This is a genomic window from Candidatus Nanopelagicales bacterium (assembly GCA_018003655.1).
Lineage (GTDB): Bacteria > Actinomycetota > Actinomycetes > S36-B12 > UBA10799 > JAGNDY01.
In genome coordinates this window covers 1-22,944 of sequence record JAGNDY010000030.1, presented here as the reverse complement: position 1 = coordinate 22,944, position 22,944 = coordinate 1, and the positions used below count along the sequence as shown (strand labels likewise).

The 22,944-nt window shown below is 63.2% G+C and carries 23 protein-coding genes; 5 read left to right on the top strand and 18 right to left on the bottom strand.

Features of this window, described 5'->3' with window-relative positions; all coding sequences use genetic code 11:
* The 5 genes from KAZ48_06090 to clpS form a co-directional block, all read right to left on the bottom strand.
* The coding region (locus KAZ48_06090; protein MBP7972351.1) for a pyridoxal-phosphate dependent enzyme at positions 1 to 487 on the bottom strand (487 nt) is incomplete at its 3' end.
* Positions 484 to 795 (bottom strand): MoaD/ThiS family protein, encoded by a 312-nt coding sequence (locus KAZ48_06085; GenBank protein MBP7972350.1) that lies wholly within the window; start codon positions 793 to 795, stop codon positions 484 to 486. The genes KAZ48_06085 and KAZ48_06090, both read right to left, overlap by 4 nt.
* A 21-nt stretch (positions 796 to 816) precedes the next feature.
* Positions 817 to 1,242, bottom strand: coding sequence for a M67 family metallopeptidase (locus KAZ48_06080; protein MBP7972349.1), 426 nt, complete (start codon positions 1,240 to 1,242; stop codon positions 817 to 819).
* Between the two features lie 26 nt (positions 1,243 to 1,268).
* Positions 1,269 to 1,841: a DUF2017 domain-containing protein gene (locus KAZ48_06075; protein ID MBP7972348.1), complete on the bottom strand. Its 573-nt coding sequence runs from the start codon at positions 1,839 to 1,841 to the stop codon at positions 1,269 to 1,271.
* Positions 1,841 to 2,125 carry an ATP-dependent Clp protease adapter ClpS gene (clpS, locus tag KAZ48_06070; GenBank protein MBP7972347.1) on the bottom strand — a complete coding sequence of 95 codons (285 nt, stop codon included), beginning with the start codon at positions 2,123 to 2,125 and terminating at the stop codon, positions 1,841 to 1,843. Before clpS ends, KAZ48_06075 begins: the two co-directional genes overlap by 1 nt.
* Before the next feature lie 46 nt (positions 2,126 to 2,171).
* Here clpS and KAZ48_06065 point away from each other — a divergent pair, with 46 nt between their 5' ends.
* Positions 2,172 to 3,956 carry an aminotransferase class V-fold PLP-dependent enzyme gene (locus KAZ48_06065; protein MBP7972346.1) on the top strand — a complete coding sequence of 595 codons (1,785 nt, stop codon included), beginning with the start codon at positions 2,172 to 2,174 and terminating at the stop codon, positions 3,954 to 3,956.
* A gap of 40 nt (positions 3,957 to 3,996) precedes the next feature.
* Here the strand turns inward: KAZ48_06065 and KAZ48_06060 are convergent, their stop codons facing one another.
* Complete coding sequence (locus KAZ48_06060) at positions 3,997 to 5,508, bottom strand: hypothetical protein (protein ID MBP7972345.1); 1,512 nt, start codon at positions 5,506 to 5,508, stop codon at positions 3,997 to 3,999.
* Between the two features lie 264 nt (positions 5,509 to 5,772).
* Here KAZ48_06060 and dacB point away from each other — a divergent pair, with 264 nt between their 5' ends.
* Positions 5,773 to 7,251, top strand: coding sequence for a D-alanyl-D-alanine carboxypeptidase/D-alanyl-D-alanine-endopeptidase (gene dacB, locus KAZ48_06055; protein ID MBP7972344.1), 1,479 nt, complete (start codon positions 5,773 to 5,775; stop codon positions 7,249 to 7,251).
* Between the two features lie 102 nt (positions 7,252 to 7,353).
* Positions 7,354 to 8,649: a chloride channel protein gene (locus KAZ48_06050; GenBank protein ID MBP7972343.1), complete on the top strand. Its 1,296-nt coding sequence runs from the start codon at positions 7,354 to 7,356 to the stop codon at positions 8,647 to 8,649.
* A 39-nt stretch (positions 8,650 to 8,688) separates the two neighbouring features.
* Here KAZ48_06050 and KAZ48_06045 read toward each other — a convergent pair whose 3' ends face one another.
* From KAZ48_06045 to KAZ48_06025, 5 genes are all read right to left on the bottom strand, one after another.
* Positions 8,689 to 10,488: an acyl-CoA dehydrogenase gene (locus KAZ48_06045; protein ID MBP7972342.1), complete on the bottom strand. Its 1,800-nt coding sequence runs from the start codon at positions 10,486 to 10,488 to the stop codon at positions 8,689 to 8,691.
* Positions 10,489 to 10,538: 50 nt separating this feature from the next.
* Positions 10,539 to 11,192, bottom strand: a complete 654-nt coding sequence (locus tag KAZ48_06040; protein MBP7972341.1) for a hypothetical protein — start codon at positions 11,190 to 11,192, stop codon at positions 10,539 to 10,541.
* Between the two features lie 72 nt (positions 11,193 to 11,264).
* Positions 11,265 to 11,921, bottom strand: a complete 657-nt coding sequence (locus KAZ48_06035; GenBank protein ID MBP7972340.1) for a helix-turn-helix domain-containing protein — start codon at positions 11,919 to 11,921, stop codon at positions 11,265 to 11,267.
* Positions 11,922 to 11,930: 9 nt separating this feature from the next.
* Positions 11,931 to 12,563, bottom strand: a complete 633-nt coding sequence (locus KAZ48_06030; GenBank protein ID MBP7972339.1) for a DUF308 domain-containing protein — start codon at positions 12,561 to 12,563, stop codon at positions 11,931 to 11,933.
* Between the two features lie 140 nt (positions 12,564 to 12,703).
* Positions 12,704 to 12,994, bottom strand: coding sequence for a DUF3039 domain-containing protein (locus tag KAZ48_06025; protein ID MBP7972338.1), 291 nt, complete (start codon positions 12,992 to 12,994; stop codon positions 12,704 to 12,706).
* A gap of 561 nt (positions 12,995 to 13,555) precedes the next feature.
* On the opposite strand from KAZ48_06025, the gene KAZ48_06020 reads away from it, so the two are divergent.
* On the top strand, positions 13,556 to 13,930 hold the full coding sequence (locus tag KAZ48_06020; protein MBP7972337.1) for a WhiB family transcriptional regulator: 375 nt from the start codon (positions 13,556 to 13,558) through the stop codon (positions 13,928 to 13,930).
* Between the two features lie 97 nt (positions 13,931 to 14,027).
* Here the strand turns inward: KAZ48_06020 and KAZ48_06015 are convergent, their stop codons facing one another.
* The 3 genes from KAZ48_06015 to murA all read right to left on the bottom strand — a co-directional run bounded on the left by KAZ48_06015 (position 14,028) and on the right by murA (position 18,245).
* The gene (locus KAZ48_06015) at positions 14,028 to 14,606 is read right to left on the bottom strand and encodes a protein meaA (protein MBP7972336.1); all 579 of its coding nucleotides are present in this window, start codon (positions 14,604 to 14,606) and stop codon (positions 14,028 to 14,030) included.
* 1,488 nt (positions 14,607 to 16,094) lie between these two features.
* Positions 16,095 to 16,949, bottom strand: coding sequence for a 3-hydroxyacyl-CoA dehydrogenase family protein (locus KAZ48_06010; protein ID MBP7972335.1), 855 nt, complete (start codon positions 16,947 to 16,949; stop codon positions 16,095 to 16,097).
* 9 nt (positions 16,950 to 16,958) lie between these two features.
* Complete coding sequence (gene murA, locus KAZ48_06005; GenBank protein ID MBP7972334.1) at positions 16,959 to 18,245, bottom strand: UDP-N-acetylglucosamine 1-carboxyvinyltransferase; 1,287 nt, start codon at positions 18,243 to 18,245, stop codon at positions 16,959 to 16,961.
* Between the two features lie 3 nt (positions 18,246 to 18,248).
* On the opposite strand from murA, the gene KAZ48_06000 reads away from it, so the two are divergent.
* The gene (locus KAZ48_06000; GenBank protein MBP7972333.1) at positions 18,249 to 18,827 is read left to right on the top strand and encodes a cob(I)yrinic acid a,c-diamide adenosyltransferase; all 579 of its coding nucleotides are present in this window, start codon (positions 18,249 to 18,251) and stop codon (positions 18,825 to 18,827) included.
* An 80-nt stretch (positions 18,828 to 18,907) separates the two neighbouring features.
* Here the strand turns inward: KAZ48_06000 and KAZ48_05995 are convergent, their stop codons facing one another.
* The 4 genes from KAZ48_05995 to atpA form a co-directional block, all read right to left on the bottom strand.
* A complete protein-coding gene (locus tag KAZ48_05995) occupies positions 18,908 to 19,297 on the bottom strand; it encodes a F0F1 ATP synthase subunit epsilon (GenBank protein ID MBP7972332.1) in 390 nt (129 codons plus the stop codon).
* Positions 19,290 to 20,750 carry a F0F1 ATP synthase subunit beta gene (gene atpD / locus KAZ48_05990; protein MBP7972331.1) on the bottom strand — a complete coding sequence of 487 codons (1,461 nt, stop codon included), beginning with the start codon at positions 20,748 to 20,750 and terminating at the stop codon, positions 19,290 to 19,292. Before atpD ends, KAZ48_05995 begins: the two co-directional genes overlap by 8 nt.
* A gap of 15 nt (positions 20,751 to 20,765) precedes the next feature.
* Positions 20,766 to 21,698 (bottom strand): F0F1 ATP synthase subunit gamma, encoded by a 933-nt coding sequence (locus KAZ48_05985; protein ID MBP7972330.1) that lies wholly within the window; start codon positions 21,696 to 21,698, stop codon positions 20,766 to 20,768.
* A 29-nt stretch (positions 21,699 to 21,727) separates the two neighbouring features.
* On the bottom strand, positions 21,728 to 22,944 hold a 1,217-nt coding region (gene atpA / locus KAZ48_05980), incomplete at its 5' end, for a F0F1 ATP synthase subunit alpha (protein MBP7972329.1).

Genomic DNA, 22,944 nt, shown 5'->3' with positions numbered 1-22,944 from the left:
GAATCTCTGGACCAGTTCCTTGGTAGTGCGCCATGGCGTTGTCCGGGTTCCCGTACTGGTAGAGCATCACCCAGTCCGGATGCTCGGCCGAGAGGGTTTTAGCGACACGTACTGCCTCGTTCGATCCACCCTCGGCTGTCGAATAGATGACTTCCGCGTCCCACATCCGCAACAGCTGTGCGCGCTCTTTGGGAGTGTTCTCGGGCATGACGCAGATCAGGTTGTAGCCCTTGAGCTTGGCTGCCATCGCCAAGGAAATGCCCGTGTTGCCGCTGGTGGGCTCCAGGATCGTGCATCCGGGAGTCAGCCGGCCATCGCGTTCGGCCGCCGCGACCATCCACAGGGCGGGGCGATCCTTGACCGAACCAGTTGGGTTTCGATCCTCCAACTTGGCCCACAACCGCACATCGGGACTCGGCGACAACCGCGGCAGCCCGACCAGCGGGGTCCCACCTACCGAGGCCAGTAGGTTGTCGTAGCGGGTCATCTCAGTGGATTTCGCTGACCTCTGCCGAGTTGCCGGTGACTGCCACCGGCAACCGCTGGCAGGATCGTGACGACGTCGCCATCGGAGAGGGCAGCATCAAGCCCGTCGAGGAATCGGACGTCCTCGTCGTTCAGGTAGACGTTGACGAATCGGCGCAGTGCTCCTGCCTCGACAAGTCGGCCGCCGATGCCCGGGTAACTGACGTCAAGGTTGGCGATGAGTTCCGCGAGTGAGCCGCCGTCCGCGCTCACCGACTTGGCACCGTCGGTGTACGTACGCAGGATGGTGGGTATCTCGACTGAAACCATGAGCAGCAGGGTACGCGGCGGCTAGCCGATCGGCAGGATCCGGACCTCTTCCTCGCTGACCACCCCGTCCACGATCCGGTAGGAACGGAACTCGAAGGGACCATCATCGGTTCCCGTCTCCCGCGTACTCACCAAGACGTAGTGGGCGTTCGGCTCGGACGCGTAGGCGATGTCCGTTCGTGATGGATAGGCCTGCGTGGCGGTGTGTGAGTGGTAAATGACGACGGGTTCTTCGTCATTGCGGTCCATCGCGCGGTAGAGCCGAAGCAGGTCGGCGGAGTCGAATTCGTAGAACGTGGGCGAGCGCGCGGAGTTGAGCATCGGGACGAATCGCACCGGTCGGTCGGTCCCGGCCGGACCCGCAATCACGCCGCACGCCTCATCGGGGTGGTCCGCCCGAGCGTGGGCGACGATGCGATCGACCAGCTCGGTGGTTATCTCCAGCACGCGGCAAAGCCTAGTTGCTCGTCAGATCAATCCATCAAAGCGTTGACGAGGGTGTCCTGCCACCACGTCAGGAACTCGTAGATTGCCGCCGATGCCGCCCGCGGGTCATCGTCGGGGATCGACGACAAGTCGGCGGCGAGATCGTCGTCGATCTCCAGCTGTACGCCGAGCGCCAACCGCAAATCATTGATGCTGCGCATCCACGCCATCGCCGTCGGCTCGTCGATCGAGACGCTGCCCTGCTCATCCGCCTCGGCTTGGTCGATCCCGGCAAGCACGGTCGCTGCGTCCTGTTGTTTGCCGCGGCGCAGGGCGCTGTCGGTGAAGCGACGGAACTCAGCGGCGGCATCGTCATCATCGGAGTAGCCGTCCGGCAACAACCGAGCGAGCACCGGATCGGCGGGCGCAACCACGGCGGATTGATCGAGGTCCTCAAGACCCAGTTGCTTTGCTAGGGGATCGGTGGACGATTGGCGGTCGTCACCGTCGACGTCTAGGAGCGCCGTCAGTTCCGCCAGCAACTGGCGCAGCGTTGTGCACTCAATCGGCTCAAGCCGTGTCTCAAAGTCGTCACCGTCGCGAACGAAACCGTGTGCCATCAGTCGTTATGCTCCATCGTCGCCCACAGACCATAGCTGTGCATGGCCGCCACATCGCGTTCCATCTCTTCCCGACTGCCGGTCGCAACCGCAGCACGGCCCTGCTGATGGACTTGCAGCATCAGCGTTGCCGCTTTCTCCTTCGAGTAATGGAAGTAGTTCACAAAGACGAAGGTCACGTAGGACATCAGGTTGATTGGGTCGTCCCACACGATGCAGGCCCAAGGCTTGTCCGTCTCGGCAAGCGCATCGGTCTGCGACTCGGTTAACTCCGACGGCGCCAAACTCACGGTTGAATGCTCCCACGGTTAGAGGTCTAGGGTTGTCATTGTGTCCGACCGTAGCGGGATTCCACCGCGAAACCCTGCGCTGCCCGATCCGCCTCTGCTCCAACGGATCCGACAGTCGGTCATCGGTGACGACCAACTCATGGTTGGGCCGTTTGGTCCACGCCGGGTCACCTATGCCGACTACACCGCCAGTGGCCGGGCGCTGAGCTTCATCGAGGACTTCATTCGCGACGAGGTACTCCCCCGCTACGCGAACACTCACACCGAGAGCTCCGGCACCGGACTGCAAACGACGAGGCTGCGCGAAGACGCGCGAGCTTTGGTCGCGGAGTCGGTGGGTGCCAGCGATGAGTATGCGGTGATCTTTGCCGGCTCGGGCAGTACCGGAGCGATCGACCGCCTCGTCGGCATCATGAATCTGCGGCTACCGGCAGATCTCGATGCCAAGTACCACTTGATTGATCAGATCCCACCGCACGAGCGTCCGGTGGTGTTCATCGGTCCGTTCGAACATCACTCCAACGAGCTCCCCTGGCGCGAATCCATTTGCGATGTCGTGACCATTGCCGAGGATTCCGACGGGCACATCGACTGCGACGTCCTGCGAGCGGAGCTGGCTGCCCACGCCGGGCGGCCATTGCTGATCGGATCCTTCAGTGCCGCCAGCAACGTGACCGGCATCGTCACCGACACTTCGCTGGTCACCAAGATCCTCCACGAACACGGGGCACTGGCCTTCTGGGACTTCGCAGCTGCCGGTCCCTACGTCTCGATCGAGATGACTCCCGATGCGGGCCCGCACCAGGAAAGTGGAGCTGGGACTGACCCCGATGTCATCGCCGACGCGAGCAAGGACGCGATCTTCCTCTCGCCCCACAAGTTCATTGGCGGACCTGGCACCCCTGGGGTCCTGGTGCTGCGTAAGTCGCTCATCACTAACTCGGTTCCCGACGTGGTCGGTGGTGGAACCGTGGCCTACGTCAACCCCGCCGAGCACCTGTACCTGTCCGATCCGGTGCAACGGGAGGAGGGCGGCACCCCGGCCATTGTCGAGGCGATTCGCGCGGGTCTGGTGATGCAGCTGAAGATGGCCGTCGGTGAGCAGGTCATCCGTTCACACGAGGACGACTACGTCAAGCGAGCAATTGCCACCTGGTCTGGCTCTGACGCGATCAACCTGCTTGGCAATCCGGATGCGGAACGCCTGTCGATCGTGTCGTTCACGCTGCGCACTCCGACGGGTCGCTACCTGCACCACAACGCCGCCGTCGCCATGCTCAACGACCTCTTCGGCATCCAAGCTCGCGGCGGCTGTTCCTGCGCTGGGCCGTATGGCCACCGGTTGCTGGGAATTGATGTTGAGCGTAGCCACGAATTTGAAAACGAGATCGCCCACGGCTGCGAGGGCATCAAGCCAGGTTGGATCCGCATCAACTTCAACTACTTCATCTCTGAGGCGGTATTCGGCTACATCGTTGATTCGGTCAGTCTGCTCGCTGACCGCGGCTGGCGCTTACTGCCCGACTATCACTTCGAGCCAGACAGCGGTCTCTGGCGGCACCACAACGGACCTGTCGATCCTCCGCTGCGGCTGAGCCAGCTGCGCTACGACGACGCCGGGATACTGCAGTACCCACGCCACCAGGACACCGCCCCGGAATCAGTTCTGGCGACTCACCTCGAGGACGCGCGGCGAATCCTTGACTCGCTGCCCGATCCGGTTCCGGCCGATGATGACGACTTTGTCGCCGCTGGCCTTGTTCGGGAGGGCTTTGAGAGTCTGCGTTGGTTCGACCTGCCAGCGCAGAGTCTGCGCGACAGGTAGTTGCCTGCTCAGACATCGTCAGGGCGAGCAGTGGCAATCCCTAGCGCGTGCGCAGGGTGATCTTCGGGCTCACGGCGCGACCGTAACCGCCGGTTGCTGGCACAACTACCCGCCAACGCGACTTCTTCGCCTTCGGTCTGACGCCAGCCCGGTAGGTCCCACTGTTCTTGGTGATGGCCTTGCGCTTGGTAATCCATCGACCCTTGTAACGCTGGACGCGCACGGCCACGCCGGTCCGGGCTGGTGCAATCGCACCGGAAAGCGTGAACTTGCTGCCCCGGCGAGCCACGGTTGGTGCTCCCCGCAGGCCCAGCGACTGCGACTTCAGGCTGGGCGAACTCCCGGGAGCCAACGCCCTGGCATAGCTGCGCAGTGGCGCCCACTGGCTTGCCTCTTCGGCGCCGATAGTCCACGTCGCCTGGCCAGCGAGGTTGTACTTTCCGGCGATCTTGGCTCGCGCCGCGACTGTGGTTGCGTCCGGTAGCCAAGCGCTGCGTTTGACCTTGCACTTGCCGGAGTTGTAGGTCAATGAGTAGTTGATATAGCGCTCCTGCGAGGCAGAGTCTCGCTTCCACGACGATCCGGAAACTCCCGAGATCGCGCTGCCCCGATTGCGGGAGTCGTACACCTTCTGTGACAGCGACGGGCACCCACTGCCGGTCTTGCTGGTCACCCAGTCGCGACCATAGGTCGGAGTGCCGAGTTGGACTTTGCTGGCAGGAAGTTGCGTCACCGCGAACTTGGCGACGGAGTCGGCCCAACTGAGCGGACCACCGATGGGTCCCGGCGTGCTCCAGGAGTAGTCGTAGGCCATGATCCGCAGCTTGTCGATGGCTGGGCCAACGCCGGCGAAGTCATAGACCCAGTAACCGCTCGAACCATTTCGGCGTGCGTTGTACATGGGTGGCACCGCGAGCGAGAGCTTCTTGCCGTACTGATGCAGGCCCTTGCCGAGCGCGGTGACAAACGCCACCCAGGCCGGTCGGGTCGACGACCACGATGAGCTTCCGTCGGAGAACGCGAACGTCTCGAAGTCCAAATCGATGCCGTCGTATCCGTTGGAACGCACCAGGTTGACGATCTGGCTGACGAGAGCCGCCCGCTTGGTCGAGTTCTTCATCGTTGCGGCCATCGTGTGGGCACCGCTGCCATCGGTGATCGACGGCATGACGTAGGCGCCACGGCCCTTGAGGGTTTTCAACCAACTCGATCGGGATCCGGAACTGAGGCTGTTGTTGCTGATGGAAATCCCGCTCGAACTGCTAGAGGACTTCCTCGCGTCATGCCAGAACGGTGAGATGTCGCTGAAGAGATCAGCGTTCTTCACGAATGCAGCGGACGAGGTCGACATGGTCCAGTAGGGCAACCAGCCACTCATTATGCGTTTGGGCGCTGGAGTGGCAGCGGCGGCCACAGTCGGAGCCGCTACCGGCAGTCCGACGACTATGACGGCTAGCGCCACACCGGCGATGGCGCCGCGCGACAGCCACGCTCTGATTCGACGGCTGGTAATGGGCGCCTCGGGCGACGACAGTGGCAACGAAGTGTCCATGCGCGCGGCCTCCTGGGGATGGTCGGTGGCGAGATCTAGGAACGCGGGGGCGTTAGGCGACCTGATTGCATTGTGCGACGGTGAGGTGTCGGAACCACCACCGAACGCACTCAGCGGTCAAATTGGGCAATATGACTACGTATCGTCACCGACCCTGGGGTGGTTTAGCCCAAGGAACAGCGATTCTGTGAACGATCCCACTCTCGTGGCCCCAGAACGGTGACTCAGCCCGAAATCCGCGCGATCAACGGTTAGCGTCCCAGCATGACGCTTAAGTACGCCGATGCCGCAGCGTCGGTCGCCCTTGCCTGCTGCGCCGTCGTCGCCGTCAGCGCAAGCCCAGCCCAGGCCGCCGCCGGCCCGGACCCGGAGCGCACTGTCACACTCCAGTCCCGTGGCACGGCCCAGGAGTTCGCCGCGACCCCGCAGCGCATCGAACCACTGCGCCGAGGATTCGTCTCCAGCGCGTCAGCCAACACCCGCATTGCGGCCAAACTGCCTGGCAGGTCCTCATCCGCAGCGATTGGCCGCAACTACGCCGTCAGCGTCGTCGACGCCATGTCAGGTCAGCGGATCTGGTCACATCGCTCGACGCGCGCACTCCTGCCGGCCTCGAACATGAAGATCATCACCGCAGCGAACGCCCTCACGGTGCTGGGGTCAGATCACCGCTTCACCACCAAGGTGGTGGCGCTCGGGCGCGGACGGGTTGCGATTCTGGGCGGCGGCGACGCGACGCTGTCCTCGCGCGCCGTTCGTCGGTTGGCCAGGCGGACGGTTGCCGCCGTGCAGGCTGACGCCTCGTTGCGCCCCGCCAAGTACACACCCAAGCCATACCGGCCAAAGACGTGCCGGGTCCACGGCAAGCGGGTCAAGAACACCGCCAGACATCGCTGTCCCCTGGTCACGCCAGGCTCGCGTCGCGCCGCTGTGAAGGTGTTCGTCGACGATTCGCTTTACCCCGCAGCATCGAGGCCGCCAGGATGGACCGGCAGCTACCAACCGTCCATCGTCCGCCCAGTCAGGGCGCTAGGGATGGACGGGCGATACGTCTGGGATTCGGCTGCCGACACCGGTAGCTACTTTGCGAGCCGCCTGCGGGCGGACGGAATGCGCGCCTCCTACTCGGGACGCCAACGAGCGCCGGACAGTGCCCGCGTACTCACTCGCAATGAGAGCGTGCCCTTGGCGGAACAGGTCAAGTACATGCTGCAAGTCAGCGAGAACAACATTGCCGAGATGCTGTTCCGCAACACCGCTGTCGCACTGGGCTATCGACCGACGTGGGGCAACAGTCGCACCGCCGCCGGCATCACACTGCGCCGACTGGGAGTTCCCACGACCTCCTTGCACCTGGCTGACGGCAGCGGAGTCGGACGCCTCGATCGAGTTACTCCGGTCGCGCTCACGACCCTGTTGCAGCGGGTCGCCGACAAGTCCGGCCATCCGAACCTGGCGCCGATCTACTACGGCGGCGGTCTGCCGTTAGCAGGGAAATCGGGAACCCTCGGTCCGGGAACGGGCCGATTTGTGACCCGTCCAACGAGCTGTGCCCGTGGCAAGCTGCGGGCCAAGACCGGCACCCTGTTCGACACGATCGGATTGTCAGGTTTGACCGTCGGTCGCGACGGCCACCTCAAGGCCTTTTCCGTACTGGTCAACAGCAGACCCCAACGAGTCTCGCCGCTGACCACGCGCAAGAGCGTTGACCGCATCGCGGCAACGGTCACTGGGTGCTACTGACGCAATCCGGAGGCGTTTGCCAGCCGAGCCGGTGACGCGGTCCACATCTAAGCGGTCTTTGACGCTGCTTGAACCTGGCAACATCTGCCACGCTGCTTCCTGATGCGAATCGAAGACGACCCCGAGACCCGACCGAGTTGGGCGGTGTTGCTGATCGTTCCCATCGTGATCGGTGCAATCGGCGGCGCACTGGTCGGCGTGGTCGTCATGGTCATCGAGGACTGGCTGCTCGGCGACCTCGTGCTGGGTCTGCCCGGACTTTGGTTCGCACTGCCCGCAGTTGGGGTCTTCGTCCTGACGCGCCTTGCCCTGGTCAAAGTCGCCAAGGCGACAACGCCCGGCACGGCTGAGCTCTACCCGACGTACTACCACGAGGCTGACCGACGCTATCCAATCCGGCAGGCGCCTGGTCGACTGCTATCCGGTGCGACCACAGTCGGCCTCGGTGGTTCGCAAGGCCTTGAGTCCCAATCCGTGCTGATTGGCGACTCGATCGGTATGGGCATCCGGCGACTCTTCGGGCGCCGCGTGCCGTTCCTTGCCACCCCAGAAGGCCGTCGCCTGGTGCTGGTGTGTGGCGCTGCAGCGGGTATCGCCACCGTCTTCTCCTCGCCCACACTGGGTGCCGCGTACGGAATCGAAATGCCCTTCCGCAACCGCCTCGATGGGCGACGCTTGGTCCCGTCGATGTTGGCGGCGGCGAGCTCCTGGATGACAGCCCACCTGATTCACGCATCCCGCGGGCTCTTCAGCTACCAACCTCACGAGATCAAGATCAAGGAAATGCTGGGGGTTCTGCTCGTCGCACTGCTCTGCGGGTTTGGCGCCCGCGCATTCATCTACGGACTGAAACGCACCAAAGGCTTCAAGAACGGTTCCCGACCGTGGTTGCGTGCGGTGTTGGCGGGCCTCGTACTAGCCGGGGCGGCAGCTGCGGCTTTCGCGGTCACCGGTGCGCCAATAACGGCGGGTCCAGGCTATGTCGCCTCTGATTGGGCGTTGCCCGCCAACGGACCATCGCCAGCGTTGATGCTGATCGTGGCTGCGCTCGGATTCAGGGTCTTCACCGTCCTGCTCACTGTCGCCGGTGGCGGTGGCGGTGGGGTTTTCACGTCGATGGCGACCAACGGGCTGCTCATCGGGGTTGGCGTGGGCATGGTGCTTGGCCTGGACAACCTGACCCTGCTGGCCATGTGCGGCGCCACGACGTTTCTGGCAGCTGGATACCGACTCCCGCTAGCCGGCGCCGGGCTGCTGGCCGAATCCAGCGGAGGCGCGCTGCCGTGCGCTCTCGGTGTGCTGTCCATAGGCATCGCCATGGTCATCGTCGGGAACCGATCAGCGTCGTTCGCCCAACGCGACACCGAACAGACCGAGTTCAGGTCGGTTTCGGACTAGGCGCACCGCCTTGGAAAGACCCGGTTCGGAGCAGCGAAGCTATGGCCGCATCGCGTAAGCACCGTCGTACGACAGCACCTCGTCGACAAACGCCTTCTCCGCAGCCGGATCAACGATCGGGCGTCGGACAAGGCCGAGCGCCGCGTCGCGCTGCTCGTCGTTGGCGGCCGGTTGCCCGTAGAGCGACAACGCATATTCGCTGAAGTCCCGCACGAACACCGAGAAGATCCGATCGACGTGCGCTTCGGTCAGGCCCGATAGGTCGCTGACACTGCCTTCACGCGCACCGCCGTCGACCCCATCGATGGCTAGTGCGGCCGACTCACAGACGAGCTGGCCGTAGACGACCTGCGTGAACAACTGTCCGAGAGTAAGCAGGAAGTCCAGGTCCTCGGTCTGCTCCGCCGTCGGAGGCGCCGCCGCGACCAGTGCCCCAAACGCGGTGAACTGGTCGATGAACTGCCCGACGTTGGGCAGATGCGCGAACCGTGCGAACGCCGGTCGTGGATCGTGGAACGGAATCTTCGACAGTCCTGACGCCGAACCTTGAGCGAACAGGTAATCGTCATCTGTCGCATCGTTGCGCACGGGAATCGGCGCATAAAGCTCACCATGGCCGATGGCAGCCGCGAGGTACTGGGGGAAGAACTTGAGCACCAAGGCCAAATTGACGTGGACTGTTCCTTCCAGCTTGGGCAGTGCACGAATATGGCTGACTGCCTGCTCGAAGTACGTGTCCTTTTCGAAGCCGCGCGCCGCGATGACATCCCAGAGCAGGTCGATGACGCGCTCACCCTCCATCGTGACCTTCATCTTGGTGATGGGGTTGAACAACAGGTAGCGGCGATCGTCAGGGGAGGCACTGCGGAAATAGTCCGCTGACCGCACCGCATAGAGCTTCATCGCCAGCAGCCGCGCGTAGGCGTCGGACAGGATTCGGCGAACATGCGGAAACTCCGTGACGCTCTTGCCGTAGAGCACCCGATTGTTCGCGTGGGTTACCGACTCGAAGAATGCATGTTCGGCGATGCCGATGCTGGCCCAGCCGAGGTTCACCTTTCCGACGTTGATCGTTGCCAGCGCCGCGTCCCAGGCTGCCTTGCCCGTGTGCAGAATGTCGGCTTGGACGACTGGGTATCCGTCGAGATGGAATGCCGAGACGTACATGGAGCCGTGGACGACGTTCTGTTCCAACTTGTACGCCGGGTGGGCCGTGTCGGCCAAGAAGAAGACGTACTCGCCGGGGCGGTCCGGATCGTCATCGGCGAACTTGCCAAACACGCTGAGGCGTCCGGCCACGTTGCCATTGCCGATGTAGTACTTGGGCCCGGTGGCGGTCCAGCCACCCTCCCCGTCCGACGTCACGATCATGTCCGTGGAGTAGATATCCGCACCGTGGGTCTGCTCAGACAGCCCGAAGCCGAACAGCGATCCATCCGCTAGCAACTGGCCAACCAGTGCCTTGGCGTCCTCGTTGTCGCTGGTCCAGACCGGTCCGAGTCCGAGCACGCTGACCTGCCAGGCGTACCAGTGATCGAGGGAGTAGAAGCCCAAGACCTCATTGAGTTCATTGATCCGAGTCGTGTCCCAGCGAGCATCATCCTGCGGCTCGGCCAGCAGGTCCGCCACTGCGGCCGGGGTCGCGAACTTGGCGAAGATCCCCTGCTCGGCGTTGAAGTCCTGGAAATCCTGGTACCACTGCGCGGCGTGGTACTCGTCCTTCAGACCTGACTTTCCCTTCGATTCGAAGAACTCGATCAGCGCCAGCAACTGCGTGCGGCTCGCCTCGTCGAGGAACTGCGGATCGTAGGTATTGGGGTTGAAGAGCAAGTTCGCCACGAGTCAATTCCCTGCGTTGTCCGGCGGGTTGATTGCACTAACGATACTTCTCAGGATGCGCGCTGTTCCCCTGAGTCCGACGGTGCGGACTTGGTTGGGCGTTTGAGGGTTGCCGGGGTGGGCGCTGATGGGGGTCCGGACGGCTTCTTCCCGCTGGGTTGTGCGGTGGGCTTTGCCGCCGACTTTGGCGCAACCTTCGGCTTGGCGGCAGCTTTCCCAGCTGATTTCTCGACTGCGGGCTCCGGCGTTGCTGCCTCTTCCTCGGGCTCCGGCGTTACTGCGTCTTCCACAACGTCGGCAGCGACATAGGCGGACTCCGACGTCTTCATTGCGGCCTGATCGGCGACCTCAGAGGTCTTTGCAGCGGTCTGCTCAGCGACCCGTGCTAGCTCTGCGGCAGCATCTGCCGAACGCTTAGCGGCCGCGTCGGCAGCTTTGCTCGCCGATTTGGCAGCACCGTCCGCGACGGTACCGACTGAAGCCGCCGCCCGAGATGCCTTCTCCGCGGCAGCGGCGACTTGGGCTGCAGTCAATTCGGCAGCCTCGCTGATGGTGCTCGCGGTCGTCGCCGCGACGGCTGTCACGCCGTCGGCCGCACCTTCGACTACTTCGGTGACCTTTGGGGCCGCCTGCGATCGACGGTAGGCGACATATCCAGCGGCGGAGGCAGCAGCGGCAGTGAGCAACATCAGCGTTTTCTTCATACTCAGTTCCTACCTCGACTTGACCGTTCGCGCTAGACGTTTGCCGGTATTGCAAGCGAATTGCCTACTACTTCAGGGCTCCTGCAGGGCTATGCGAATGCCGGTTGCCGCAGTGAGTAGCTGCTTGCCGGGCTCACCTGCGCCCAACCGCCTCGTCGGGACCACCCCTATTACCGCCTCCACGGTCGGGCTCAGACGCACTGCCAACCCGTGAGCGACCAAGATTCCGGTAGGTTCCAACGGCCCAACCACGACCCGTTCGCGGCGTTCCCCGACACCGAAATCGCCTGAATGGGAAGCCCGCATCGCCTCCCCTACGACCGTTCCATCGACCGGCACGCGAGTGCCCACCTGCAGCTGAACCGTGACCTGTCCCTGGGCCGGCTCAGCCACGGCAACGACCGTCGCGACACCGGCAGTATCCAAGGTTGCCAGCCACGCAGAACATGCCAACGAGTCGGCGAGCACCCGCAAATGCGCGGAAGCGATCTCGCGGAGGGCCGAATCGAATCGACCGCTCAGCCGCGCCACCTGCGGACCCAGGCTGTAGCGACCGGCGTCAGAGCGCCGAACGAATCCTCGATCAACAAGGGTCGAGGTCAACCGATAGACGACGGCCCGACTGACTCCGAGTTGGCGACCGAGCGCCGTGACGGTCATCCCGTCGGGGCTATCAGCAAGCAACGACAGGACCGACAAACCGCGATCCAGTGTCTGTGCCTTCTCCACCATGGGTGGTTAGGCCGCTGCCGCTACCTTCTTCGCGGCAGAACGGATCATGAATGACGAGATGATCTCGAAGATCCCCAGCACCAAGAGCCAGATTCCGGCAACCGCTGTCAGGACTGCCAGGGACTTGATGGGCCATACCAACACAACGATTCCGGCGAAGATCCCCAACAGCCCGAGGAACACGTAGAAGACGCTGCCGCCTTTGCCCGAGCCGACGATGAGTTGCATGATCCCGCGCATAATCCACCAGATACCGATGAACAGGATGAGTAGCTCGATGCGGTTATCCACGCTCTTGAGGGCGACGATGCCCAAGACAATGCCGATGATTCCGCTGACAGCGCCAAGTACGCGACCCGTTGTCTCAATTCGGCGATCGAAGGATTGAGCCAACTGGAAGATGCCGCTAACCAACAACCAGATTCCAAAGATCAAGGCGGCCACGCGGACAGCGGCGAATGGCTGGGCCAAGATGATGCCGCCCACGATCACGCTGACGACCCCAAGGAAGAGCACCAGCCACCACGAGGCGCCGATGTCAGCCAGGATTTGTTTGTCCCCGGCAGTGAGCGAATCGTCCGTCACAGCTTCAGCACCTCCGGAGCCGTTTGGCTGTGAGCTGGCGTCAGTCGTACTCATGTGAACTCCTCGTGGTTATACGTCGGTGATGATCAGAGCAGACAAAGACGACAATCCACGAACCGACACGCACTCAACCGCCAACGGCACGGGCCTGGGCCGTGGGGACGGGTGTCGCCTGGTGCGGCAGATCCAACGGGTCAGTCGCCGTTGTTGTCGTCGCCGGCAGGCAGGCCCTCGTAGATCGCTTTGCAGTCCGGGCAGATGGGGAACTTCGACGGATCGCGGCCGGGCACCCACACCTTGCCGCACAGGGCAATCACCGGATCGCCGCTCATCGCGCTCTCAAGGATCTTCTCCTTGCGCACATAGTGAGCAAATCGTTCGTGGTCACCTTCGCTCAGCCGAGGGTCGGTCCGCTCCTCGGTGAGGGTGGAACCGCCCAAGTCCGGGGAGTCAAGCGGCGCCAGCGTGGGGGTCTGTTCGCTCATGCGGCGATTCTATTCATCCGCTGGGGCGATTGGGTTCTGCCTGCAACTTCCGGCAACCATTCACGGCCGTGACCGACGCAGCGACCCGATCACCCACTTGGCGCAGCGTTGCGGCGCGTTCGTTTCGCCGGATTACGCAACTGATCGTCTTCACCGATCGGGCAATGGTCACGCAGGGCGATTTCTTTACAAACAAATCGGCAACTGGGTGTACCGACTGGGGCGTCGCGGAATGTAATGGCCTGCAACAAAAGCCGGGACGGCACGACCTGGCCAAGGCCGACGCACCGCAACTGTGCTGTTCTACGCAGCGTCGCACCAGGGTCCAACCCCTTGGACATCCGTGAGGAGGCTGGTGATCAGCCGATTACGGAGTGCAGGATATTGACTGAATAGATGATACAAACTTGGTACGTTCGGATGAGTACGATTTGCTTCACTCTGAGTAGTGTCCGAGTCACGTCAGGTGTTCAACCATGAACATTCCGGTGAAATGCCGGCCCCAAGATCGCCTCAGCCGAGGTGAACGCAGAGTGACGAAAGCCCTCGACAGGAGGCCCAATGCCGCAGCAACCGTTGTCGCAGGTACCAGCCGATGCCACATGGGAATGGCAGGAGCAGGGAGCCTGTCGGGAAGCCGATCCAGAGTTGTTCTTCCACCCACAGAATGAACGAGGCCTCGCACGACTTCGCCGGGATCGCGCCGCCAAGGCTGTCTGCGCTCGGTGTGATGTGCGGATTGAGTGCGCCGACTACAGCATCCGTTCCCGTGAGCCGTACGGCGTCTGGGGCGGTCTGACCGAGGAGGAGCGCGAGCGGATCTATGTCCGAATCGCACTTGCCCAATTCCCCCGCCAGCGCGGTGAAGGTGCCCTCGCGGCGGCACCCGAGATTGCCGACGCCGTTTCGGCTGCGTCGCTTGGAGTCGTCTCCTAGCATCCCTTCTTGAACGAGAACTGCCGCCGACCCAATGGTCGGCGGCAGTTCTCGTTGTGGACCGATTCCGCGCTGCTCGGACGCGATCTCACGCGTGCTACCCGAGGCCTTGGGCCTGGCGCACAGCAGCCAGGACTCGGCCCATGATCTCGGTCGCGTCGTAGTCCTTCGGGGTGAATACGGCCGCCACACCCGCGGCCTTGAGTGCCGCGGCGTCGCCCTCCGGAATGATCCCGCCAACGACGACCGGTACATCGTTGAGACCCGCGGCCTTGAGGCCATCGACCACCTCGGGCACCAACTCCATGTGCGAACCGGAAAGGATGGACAGCCCGACACAGTGGACGTCCTCCTCAATCGCTGCCGAGACGATCTGCGCCGGTGTCAGACGAATTCCCTGGTACACGACCTCGAAGCCGCAGTCGCGAGCTCGAACGGCGATCTGCTCAGCACCGTTGGAATGCCCGTCGAGGCCGGGTTTGCCGACCAGTAGCCGCACTCGGCCACCGAGCTCCTCGCCCGTCTGGCGAACGGCCGCCCGCAGCGCCGTGAGTTCCTCACCTGCCTCGGCAACACCCACCACGCCGGCGACGCCGGTGGGCGCTCGGTACTCGCCAAAGACTCCGCGCAGCGCGCCAGCCCACTCCCCGGTTGTGACGCCTGCGCGCGCACACATCAGTGACGCTTCCATCAAATTCTCATCCGTCTTGGCGGCCTCTTGTAGGCGCAGCAGCGCCGAATCGACGGCCTCGTTGTCGCGGCTGGCGCGCCACTGCCCGATTGCGTCTATGGCTCGCTGCTCGGTCTCCGGGTCGACCGTCTGAATCGCGGCCTCGAGGTCAACCAGCAGCGGATTCTGCTCGGTGGTGGAGAACTTGTTGAGGCCGACGACGATGTCGTCGCCTGCCTCGATGTGGGCCCGTCGAGCCGCGTGCGAGGAGACAAGTTGTTGCTTCATGTAGCCGCTCTCGACGGCGGCGACTGCTCCCCCGAGCGCCTGAACCCGGTCGATCTCGGCCCGCGAAGCCGCCACCAGTTCCTCGACCTTGTTCTCGATGACCGGCGAACCAGCAAAGATGTCCCCGTACTCGAGCAGGTCCGATTCGTAGGCCAGAACCTGTTGGATCCGCAGTGACCACTGCTGATCCCACGGTCGCGGCAGGCCAAGGGCCTCGTTCCAGGCAGGCAACTGGATAGCGCGGGCTCTGGCGTCTTTCGACAGGGTGACTGCCAGCATCTCCAGCACGATGCGCTGAATATTGTTCTCCGGCTGGGCTTCGGTGAGGCCCAACGAGTTCACCTGGACTCCGTACCGGAACCGCCGCTGCTTGGCGTCGGTCACGCCGTAGCGCTCCGCTGTTAGTTCGTCCCACAACTGGACGAACGCCCGCATCTTGCACATTTCCTCGACAAAACGCACACCGGCATTGACGAAGAACGAGATCCGCTGCACGACGTCGCCGAACCGTTCCGGCGGGACCTGCCCGGAATCGCGCACCGCGTCGAGCACGGCGATCGCGGTGGACATCGCGTAGGCGATCTCCTGAACGGGAGTGGCTCCGGCCTCCTGCAGGTGGTAGCTGCAGATGTTGATCGGATTCCACTTTGGACTGCTTGTCACCGTGTAAGCAACCATGTCGGTAATCAGCCGCAGTGACGGTGCTGGGGGGAAGACATAGGTCCCGCGCGACAGGTACTCCTTGATGATGTCGTTCTGGGTCGTGCCCTGGAGTTGAGCGGCCTCGACGCCTTGCTCCTCGGCCACGCTCTGGTAGAGCGCCAGCAACCACATCGCCGTGGCATTGATGGTCATCGACGTGTTCATCTCGTCGAGCGGGATACCGTCGAACAGTTGCCGCATATCGCCGATGTGGGACACGGGCACGCCAACCTTGCCAACCTCGCCACGCGCGAGTTCGCTATCCGGGTCGTACCCGGTCTGGGTGGGCAGGTCGAAGGCCACCGATAGGCCGGTCTGGCCCTTGGAGAGGTTGTTGCGGAACAACTTGTTGGACTCCACCGCTGACGAGTGACCCGCATAGGTCCTCATGAGCCAGGGACGGTCCTTCTTGGGGCGCGAAACTGCTGAGGAATCGTTGTCCGACATGCCTTTTAGAGTACGCCGTGGCGCCGAACCCGCCTGTGAGCGGTCGCGGCCGAGCGATCAAGAGCTGTAGTCGTAGAACCCTTGACCGGTCTTGCGACCCAGATCACCGGCGATAACCATCCGCCGTAGCAACTCCGGCGGCGCCCAGGCTTCGTCCTGGGTCTCGTTGTAGACGTTGTTGGAGGCATTCATGATGATGTCCAGTCCGGTCATGTCGGCCGTCTGCAGTGGGCCCATGGCGTGACCAAAGCCGAGCCGGCACGCAACGTCGAGGTCTTCGGCAGAAATGACCCCGGACTCGACCAGCCGCATGGCCTCCATCGCAAGCACGGTGATCAGCCGGGTAGTCACGAAGCCAGCGATGTCTCGGTTGACGACCACGACCGTCTTGCCCACGCCTTCGGCAAACAGGCGTGCGCGCTCAAGGGTCTCGTCGGAGGTCTTGTAACCACGAACCAACTCACACAAACGCATCATGGGCACGGGTGAGAAGAAGTGCGTGCCGACAACGGACTCCGGTCGATTGGTCACCGCCGCGATGGCGGTAACGGGAATGGCCGAGGTGTTGGTCGCCAAGACGGCGTCGGGCTTGCAGATCCTGTCCAGCTCGGTGAACAGTTCTTTCTTGATGTCCAACTTCTCGAAGACTGCCTCGACAACGATGTCTGCCTCGGCGGCAGCATCGAGGTCGGTCGTAGTCGTGATACGAGCTAGCGCGGCATCTACGTCACCGGCGGACAACTGGCCCTTGTCGGCGAATCGCGCCAGCGACTTTTCGATACCAGCGAGTCCGCGGGCCAGCGCCTCGTCGGTGACATCACGCATGGTGACGTCGTAGCCAGCCACTGCTGAAACCTGGGCAATTCCGGAGCCCATGAGGCCCGCGCCGATGACGGCGATGCGTTCAGACATAGCCCCAGCTTACTGAGCATCAACCCGTCGAATGTTGCCGCCCAAGGCCGTGAGGTTCTCGACGAAGTTCGCGTAGCCCCGCTCGATATGGTGAATGTCGTAGACGGTGGTGGTCCCCTCAGCGACCAGCCCAGCCAGGACCAAACCCGCACCGGCGCGAACGTCTGTCGCCTCGACTGGCGCCCCCGACAAGCGCTCCCGACCGCGAACCAACGCGTGGTGGCCGTCGGTGCGCACGTCGGCACCGAGCCTGCGCAATTCCTGCACAAACCGGAACCGTGCCTCGAACAGGTTCTCGGTCACCATTGCGGCACCGTCGGCGACTGCGTTCAGGGCGATGAACTGCGGTTGCAGGTCGGTCGGGAATCCCGGGTAGGGCAGCGTCACCACATCCACCGACTTGGGCCTGTCCGCCATCGACACGGTGAAGCCGTCGGAGGTCAACTCCACGTGCGCGCCAGCTGTCACCAGCTTGTCCAACGCAATCTCCAGGTCACCGGCGCGGGCGTTGCGAATCTGTACCTCGCCGCCGGTGATCGCCGCCGCGACTGCCCAGGTGCCAGCAACAATGCGATCGGGAACCGTCGCGTGCGCGGTGGGGTGAAGCTCGTCAACGCCCGTGACCTCAAGGGTCGCCGAGCCGATCCCATCGATGACCGCACCCATTGAGACAAGCATCCGGCAGAGGTCTTGGATCTCCGGTTCGCGAGGCGCGTTGTCGATCAGAGTGGACCCCTTGGCGAGCACCGCTGCGGTCAGTAGATTCTCGGTTGCCCCCACGCTCGGGAAGTCGAGCCAGATCGACGCACCCTGCATCCGGTCGTCGGTCGCGGCGATGAGGTATCCGTGCTCACTGCGAATGTCGACACCGAGCCGATTGAGGCCGTTGATATGGAGGTCGAGTCCACGACTGCCGATCGCGTCACCGCCCGGCACCGCCACTTCGGCACGCCCACACCTGGCGATGAGGGGGCCGAGCACGCAAATGGATGCCCGCATCCGGCGGACCAGGTCGTAGTCGGCTTGATGATGCAGATGTTCTGGAACGGTGATGGTCAGCGAGGCTGCCTGCTGGTCGTGGGTGACCTCGCAACCGAGCCGACGCAGTAGTTCGGCCATCACCGACACGTCAAGAATGTTCGGGACCTCAGTGATGGTGCTAGTACCCGTCGCGAGCAAGGTCGCCGCCATCAACTTGAGAACGCTGTTCTTTGCGCCGTCTACTCGGACCTGGCCGCTCAGGCGTGCTCCACCGGTGACCTCGAATGCCTCCACAACGGGCGAGGATACGCTGATCCAATGGTCAACCTCACGCGTATCTACACACGCACTGGCGACGACGGCAGTACCGCGCTCGGGGATTTCTCCCGTACAACAAAGAACGACCCCCGATTGGTCGCCTACGCCGACGTCGATGAAGCCAATTCCGCGTTGGGCGTGGCGGTGGTCTCCGGCGGCCTTGACGAGGACGTTGTGCGGCTATTGACCCGAATTCAGCATGACCTTTTCGATGTTGGGGCCGATCTCTGCACGCCGGTGGTGCCCGATCCGCAACACCCGCCGTTGCGCGTGCTGGCGGAGTACATTGACCGCCTCGAACAGGCCTGCGACCGGTACAACGAAGACCTTGAGTCGTTGCGCAGCTTCGTCATCCCAGGCGGGACCGTTGGATCCGCGCTCCTACACGTCGCGCGCACCGTCACCCGGCGAGCAGAGCGGGCAGCCTGGGCGGCGATCGACGCTTACCCTGACTCAACCAATGTCCTGACGGCCAAGTACTTGAACCGGCTTTCGGACCTGCTGTTCATTCTGGGCCGCTACGCCAACCGGGACGTTGGCGACGTGCTGTGGGTGCCGGGCGCCAACCGCGACCAGTAACCCGCGTCAGCAGCGCGCCCGATCAGCAGCAAAGAGCAGCGCCGGAACGTACCGCGCGTGGACAGAGCACCCGCAGGTGCTCAACCGATCTTGCCGACGACCTTCAACCTTGTTTCTGCGCGCGACACGGCCGCGATCTTGTCGGGGCTCTCTTCGCTGGCCTCGGCTCGAGCAAGCAGCGCCTCAGCGCGGTCGACGTCGATTTCCGAAGCCAACTCGGCGGTTTCGGCCAAGATAACGACCTGACCGGAGTCCACCACCGCGAACCCGGTATGGACGGCAGCCTTCAGATCCTGGCCGTCCTCCGGACGAATGAGCACCTCGCCGTCCCGCAACATGCACATCAACGGCGAGTGTCCCGGCATGATGCCGATCGTTCCCTCGTAGGTCTCGAACGACACGAGCTTGGCCTCGCCCTGCCAGACCTCGCGGTCAGTAGCGACTATGTGGACCTCGAGTGGATCACTCATGACTCTCGGCCAGCTTCTTGGCGTTGCGCTCAAGGTCCTCGACGCCGCCGCACATGAAGAACGCCTGCTCAGGCAGGTGGTCGTACTCGCCGTCACACAAGGCCTTGAATGCGGCCACCGTCTCGGTGACGGGAACGAACGATCCGGGCTGCCCGGTGAATGCCTCGGCAACGAACATGTTCTGCGACAGGAAGCGCTCGATGCGCCGTGCGCGACCGACGATCACGCGGTCTTCCTCGGATAGCTCATCGATACCGAGAATGGCGATGATGTTCTCGAGGTCCTTGTAGCGCTGCAGGATCTGCTTGACGCGAGTCGCGACCTGGTAATGCTCCTCGCCGATGTACTGCGGATCCAGGATTCGCGAGGTGGAGTCGAGCGGATCAACGGCCGGGTAGATGCCTTTCTCCGTAATCGGGCGGCTCAGCGTCGTCGTGGCGTCGAGGTGCGCGAACGTGGTTGCCGGGGCGGGGTCGGTCAAGTCATCCGCAGGGACGTAGATCGCCTGCAACGAGGTGATGGAGCTGCCGTGGGTGGAGGTAATCCGTTCCTGCAGCTGACCCATCTCGTCGGCCAGGGTCGGCTGGTAACCGACTGCCGATGGCATCCGCCCGAGCAGGGTAGAAACCTCTGAACCGGCCTGGGTGAACCGGAACACGTTGTCGATGAACAACAGCACGTCCTGCTTCTGGACGTCGCGGAAGTACTCAGCCATGGTCAGCGCCGACAAAGCGACGCGAAGGCGCGTGCCCGGTGGCTCATCCATCTGTCCGAACACCAGCGCGGTCTTGCTGATGACGCCTGACTCGGTCATTTCCAGGAAGAGGTCGTTGCCCTCACGGGTGCGCTCCCCCACACCAGCGAACACCGAAACGCCACCGAAGTTCTCCGAGACCCGGTAGATCATTTCCTGGATCAAGACGGTCTTACCGACACCTGCACCGCCGAACAGGCCGATCTTTCCGCCCTTCACGTACGGGGTCAACAGGTCAATGACCTTGATGCCGGTCTCGAAGACCTCGGTCTTGGACTCGAGTTGATCGAAGGCAGGAGGCTGGCGATGAATGGGCCAACGGGTCTCGATATCAAGGGAGTCGGCGGGAACATCGAGCGGGATGCCCAGGGTGTTCCACACGTGACCCTTGGTCACGTCTCCAACCGGCACCATGATGGGCGAACCGGTGTCCTCCACCGTGCCACCACGGGTAAGTCCGTCGGTCGGTTGCATCGAGATGGCGCGAACCATGTTGTCGCCAATGTGCAGCGCGACCTCCAGGGTTAGCAGGCGCGTGACGTCCTCAACCTCGGGATCGTCGCTGGTGAAGGTGACGGTGGTGTGCAGCGCGTTGAAGATCTCGGGCATCGCTTCAGCCGGGAATTCGACGTCAACAACCGGGCCGGTTACTCGGGCAACGCGGCCGACGCCGACGGTGGTCTCGGTCGTGGCGGTCATCTGGATCTCTCTCCCTCAGTTGGTGGATGCCAGCGCGTCGGCTCCGCCGACGATCTCGCTGATTTCCTGTGTGATCTCGGCCTGGCGGGCCTGGTTGGCTTGACGGGTGTAGCGGCGAATCAGGTCTTCAGCGTTGTCCGTGGCGGACTTCATCGCTCGTTGGCGGGCGGCGTGCTCGCTTGCGGCGGACTGCAGCATTCCCACGTAGAGCAGGTGCTCGATGTAGCGCGGCAGTAACGCGTCGAGGGTCGTGGTGGCGTCGGGTTCGAAGTCGTAGAGCGGCCAAGCGGCCGAGCCACCCTTCTCCTCGCCGCCGCTGATGTGCGATCCACTCACGTCGACGACTTCTTCGACGACCTGCAACGGCAGCACCTGCAACGCCCGGGGAACCTGGGTCACGCGGTTGACGAACTCGGTGTAGACGCCATGGACCTCATCAACGCCGCCCTCGTCGGCTGGCTTGAGGTAGGCCTCGAGCAGCGCACCGGCTGCTTCCTTGGCGTTCGCGTATTTCGGGTTGTCCGAGAAGCCCACCCATGAGTCGGCAATGGGGCGCTCGCGGAACTTGTAGAAGCTGACTCCTTTGCGTCCGACCACGAAGAAGACCGGTTCGATATCCTTGGCCCGCAAGTTCTCGGCCAGTGCTTCGGCCTCCTTGATTGCGTTCGACGAATACGCTCCGGCGAGACCGCGGTCGGCGGTGATAACAAGAATCGCGGCCCGCTTTGGCTTCTCCTCCGCTGTAAGCAGCGTGTGGTTGACCTGCGCGTGCGAGGCAGCCAACGTCAGAGCGTTGTAGAGCGCACGCGCGTAGGGCGCCGTCGATTGCACTGCCGCCTGCGCCTTGACAATGCGAGACGAGGCGATCAACTCCATCGCCCGCGTGATCTTCTTGGTGGACTGTGTGTCCTTGATCCGCTGTTTGAAGATTCGCTGTTGCGCACCCATTCGTTACCTACCTTCGCTCGCCCGGTTGACTAACGCCGGACCTGGCGGGTGATCTTGCTGTGCTCGATCTCCTCGTCGGGCAGAGCCTCAACCGGCTCGTCCTTGATCAGCAGATCTCCCTCGGTGGTGACGAACCCGCGCTTGAACTCGTCCAAAGCACTCTGCAAGCCGTTGACGGAGTCGTCAGATAGGTCCTTGGTCTCCCGGATCGTGTCCATGATCCCGGCCTGCTCGCGACCGACGTAATCGAGGAACTCCAACTCGAAGCGGCGGATGTCCTCGAGCGGAACATCGTCGAGGCCGCCGCTGGTGCCTGACCAAACGGAGACGACCTCGCGCTCCATCGAGAACGGCGCGTACTGCGGCTGCTTGAGCAACTCAACCAACCGCGAACCGCGCTCGATCGCTGCCTTCGATGCCTTGTCCAGGTCCGAACCGAAGGCCGCGAACGCCTCCAATTCGCGGAACTGCGCCAGGTTGAGCCGCAGGCTGCCGGCGACCTTCTTCATCGCCTTGGGCTGGGCGGCACCACCGACGCGGGACACCGAGATGCCGACGTTGATCGCGGGGCGGACGCCGGAGTTGAACAGGTCAGACTCCAGGAAGCACTGCCCATCGGTAATGGAGATGACGTTGGTGGGGATATATGCCGAGACGTCGTTGGCCTTGGTCTCGATGATCGGCAAGCCGGTCATCGAGCCTCCGCCGAGGTCGTCGGATAGCCGCGCGCAACGCTCCAGCAACCGGGAGTGCAAGTAGAAGACGTCACCTGGGTACGCCTCGCGGCCCGGTGGACGGCGCAGCAGCAGGGACACGGCGCGGTAGGCCTCGGCTTGCTTGCTCAGGTCATCGAACACGATGAGGACTGACTCGCCTTTGTACATCCAGTGCTGACCGAGGGCCGAGCCGGTGTACGGGGCCAGATATTTGAAACCGGGGTTGTCGGAGGCCGGAGCGGCCACAATGGTGGTGAACTCCAGCGCCCCATGCTCCTCAAGTGCGCCCTTGACCGCGGCGATCGTCGAGCCCTTCTGTCCGATCGCAACGTAGATGCACTTGACCTGCTTGGCCGGATCGCCACTGTCCCAGTTTTCCTTCTGGTTCAGGATCGTGTCGAGAGCCAGCGCGGTCTTGCCGGTCTGGCGGTCGCCGATGATGAGCTGGCGCTGGCCGCGACCGATGGCGGTCATGGAATCGACTGCCTTCAGGCCAGTCAACATCGGCTGGGTCACTGGTTGACGCTCGA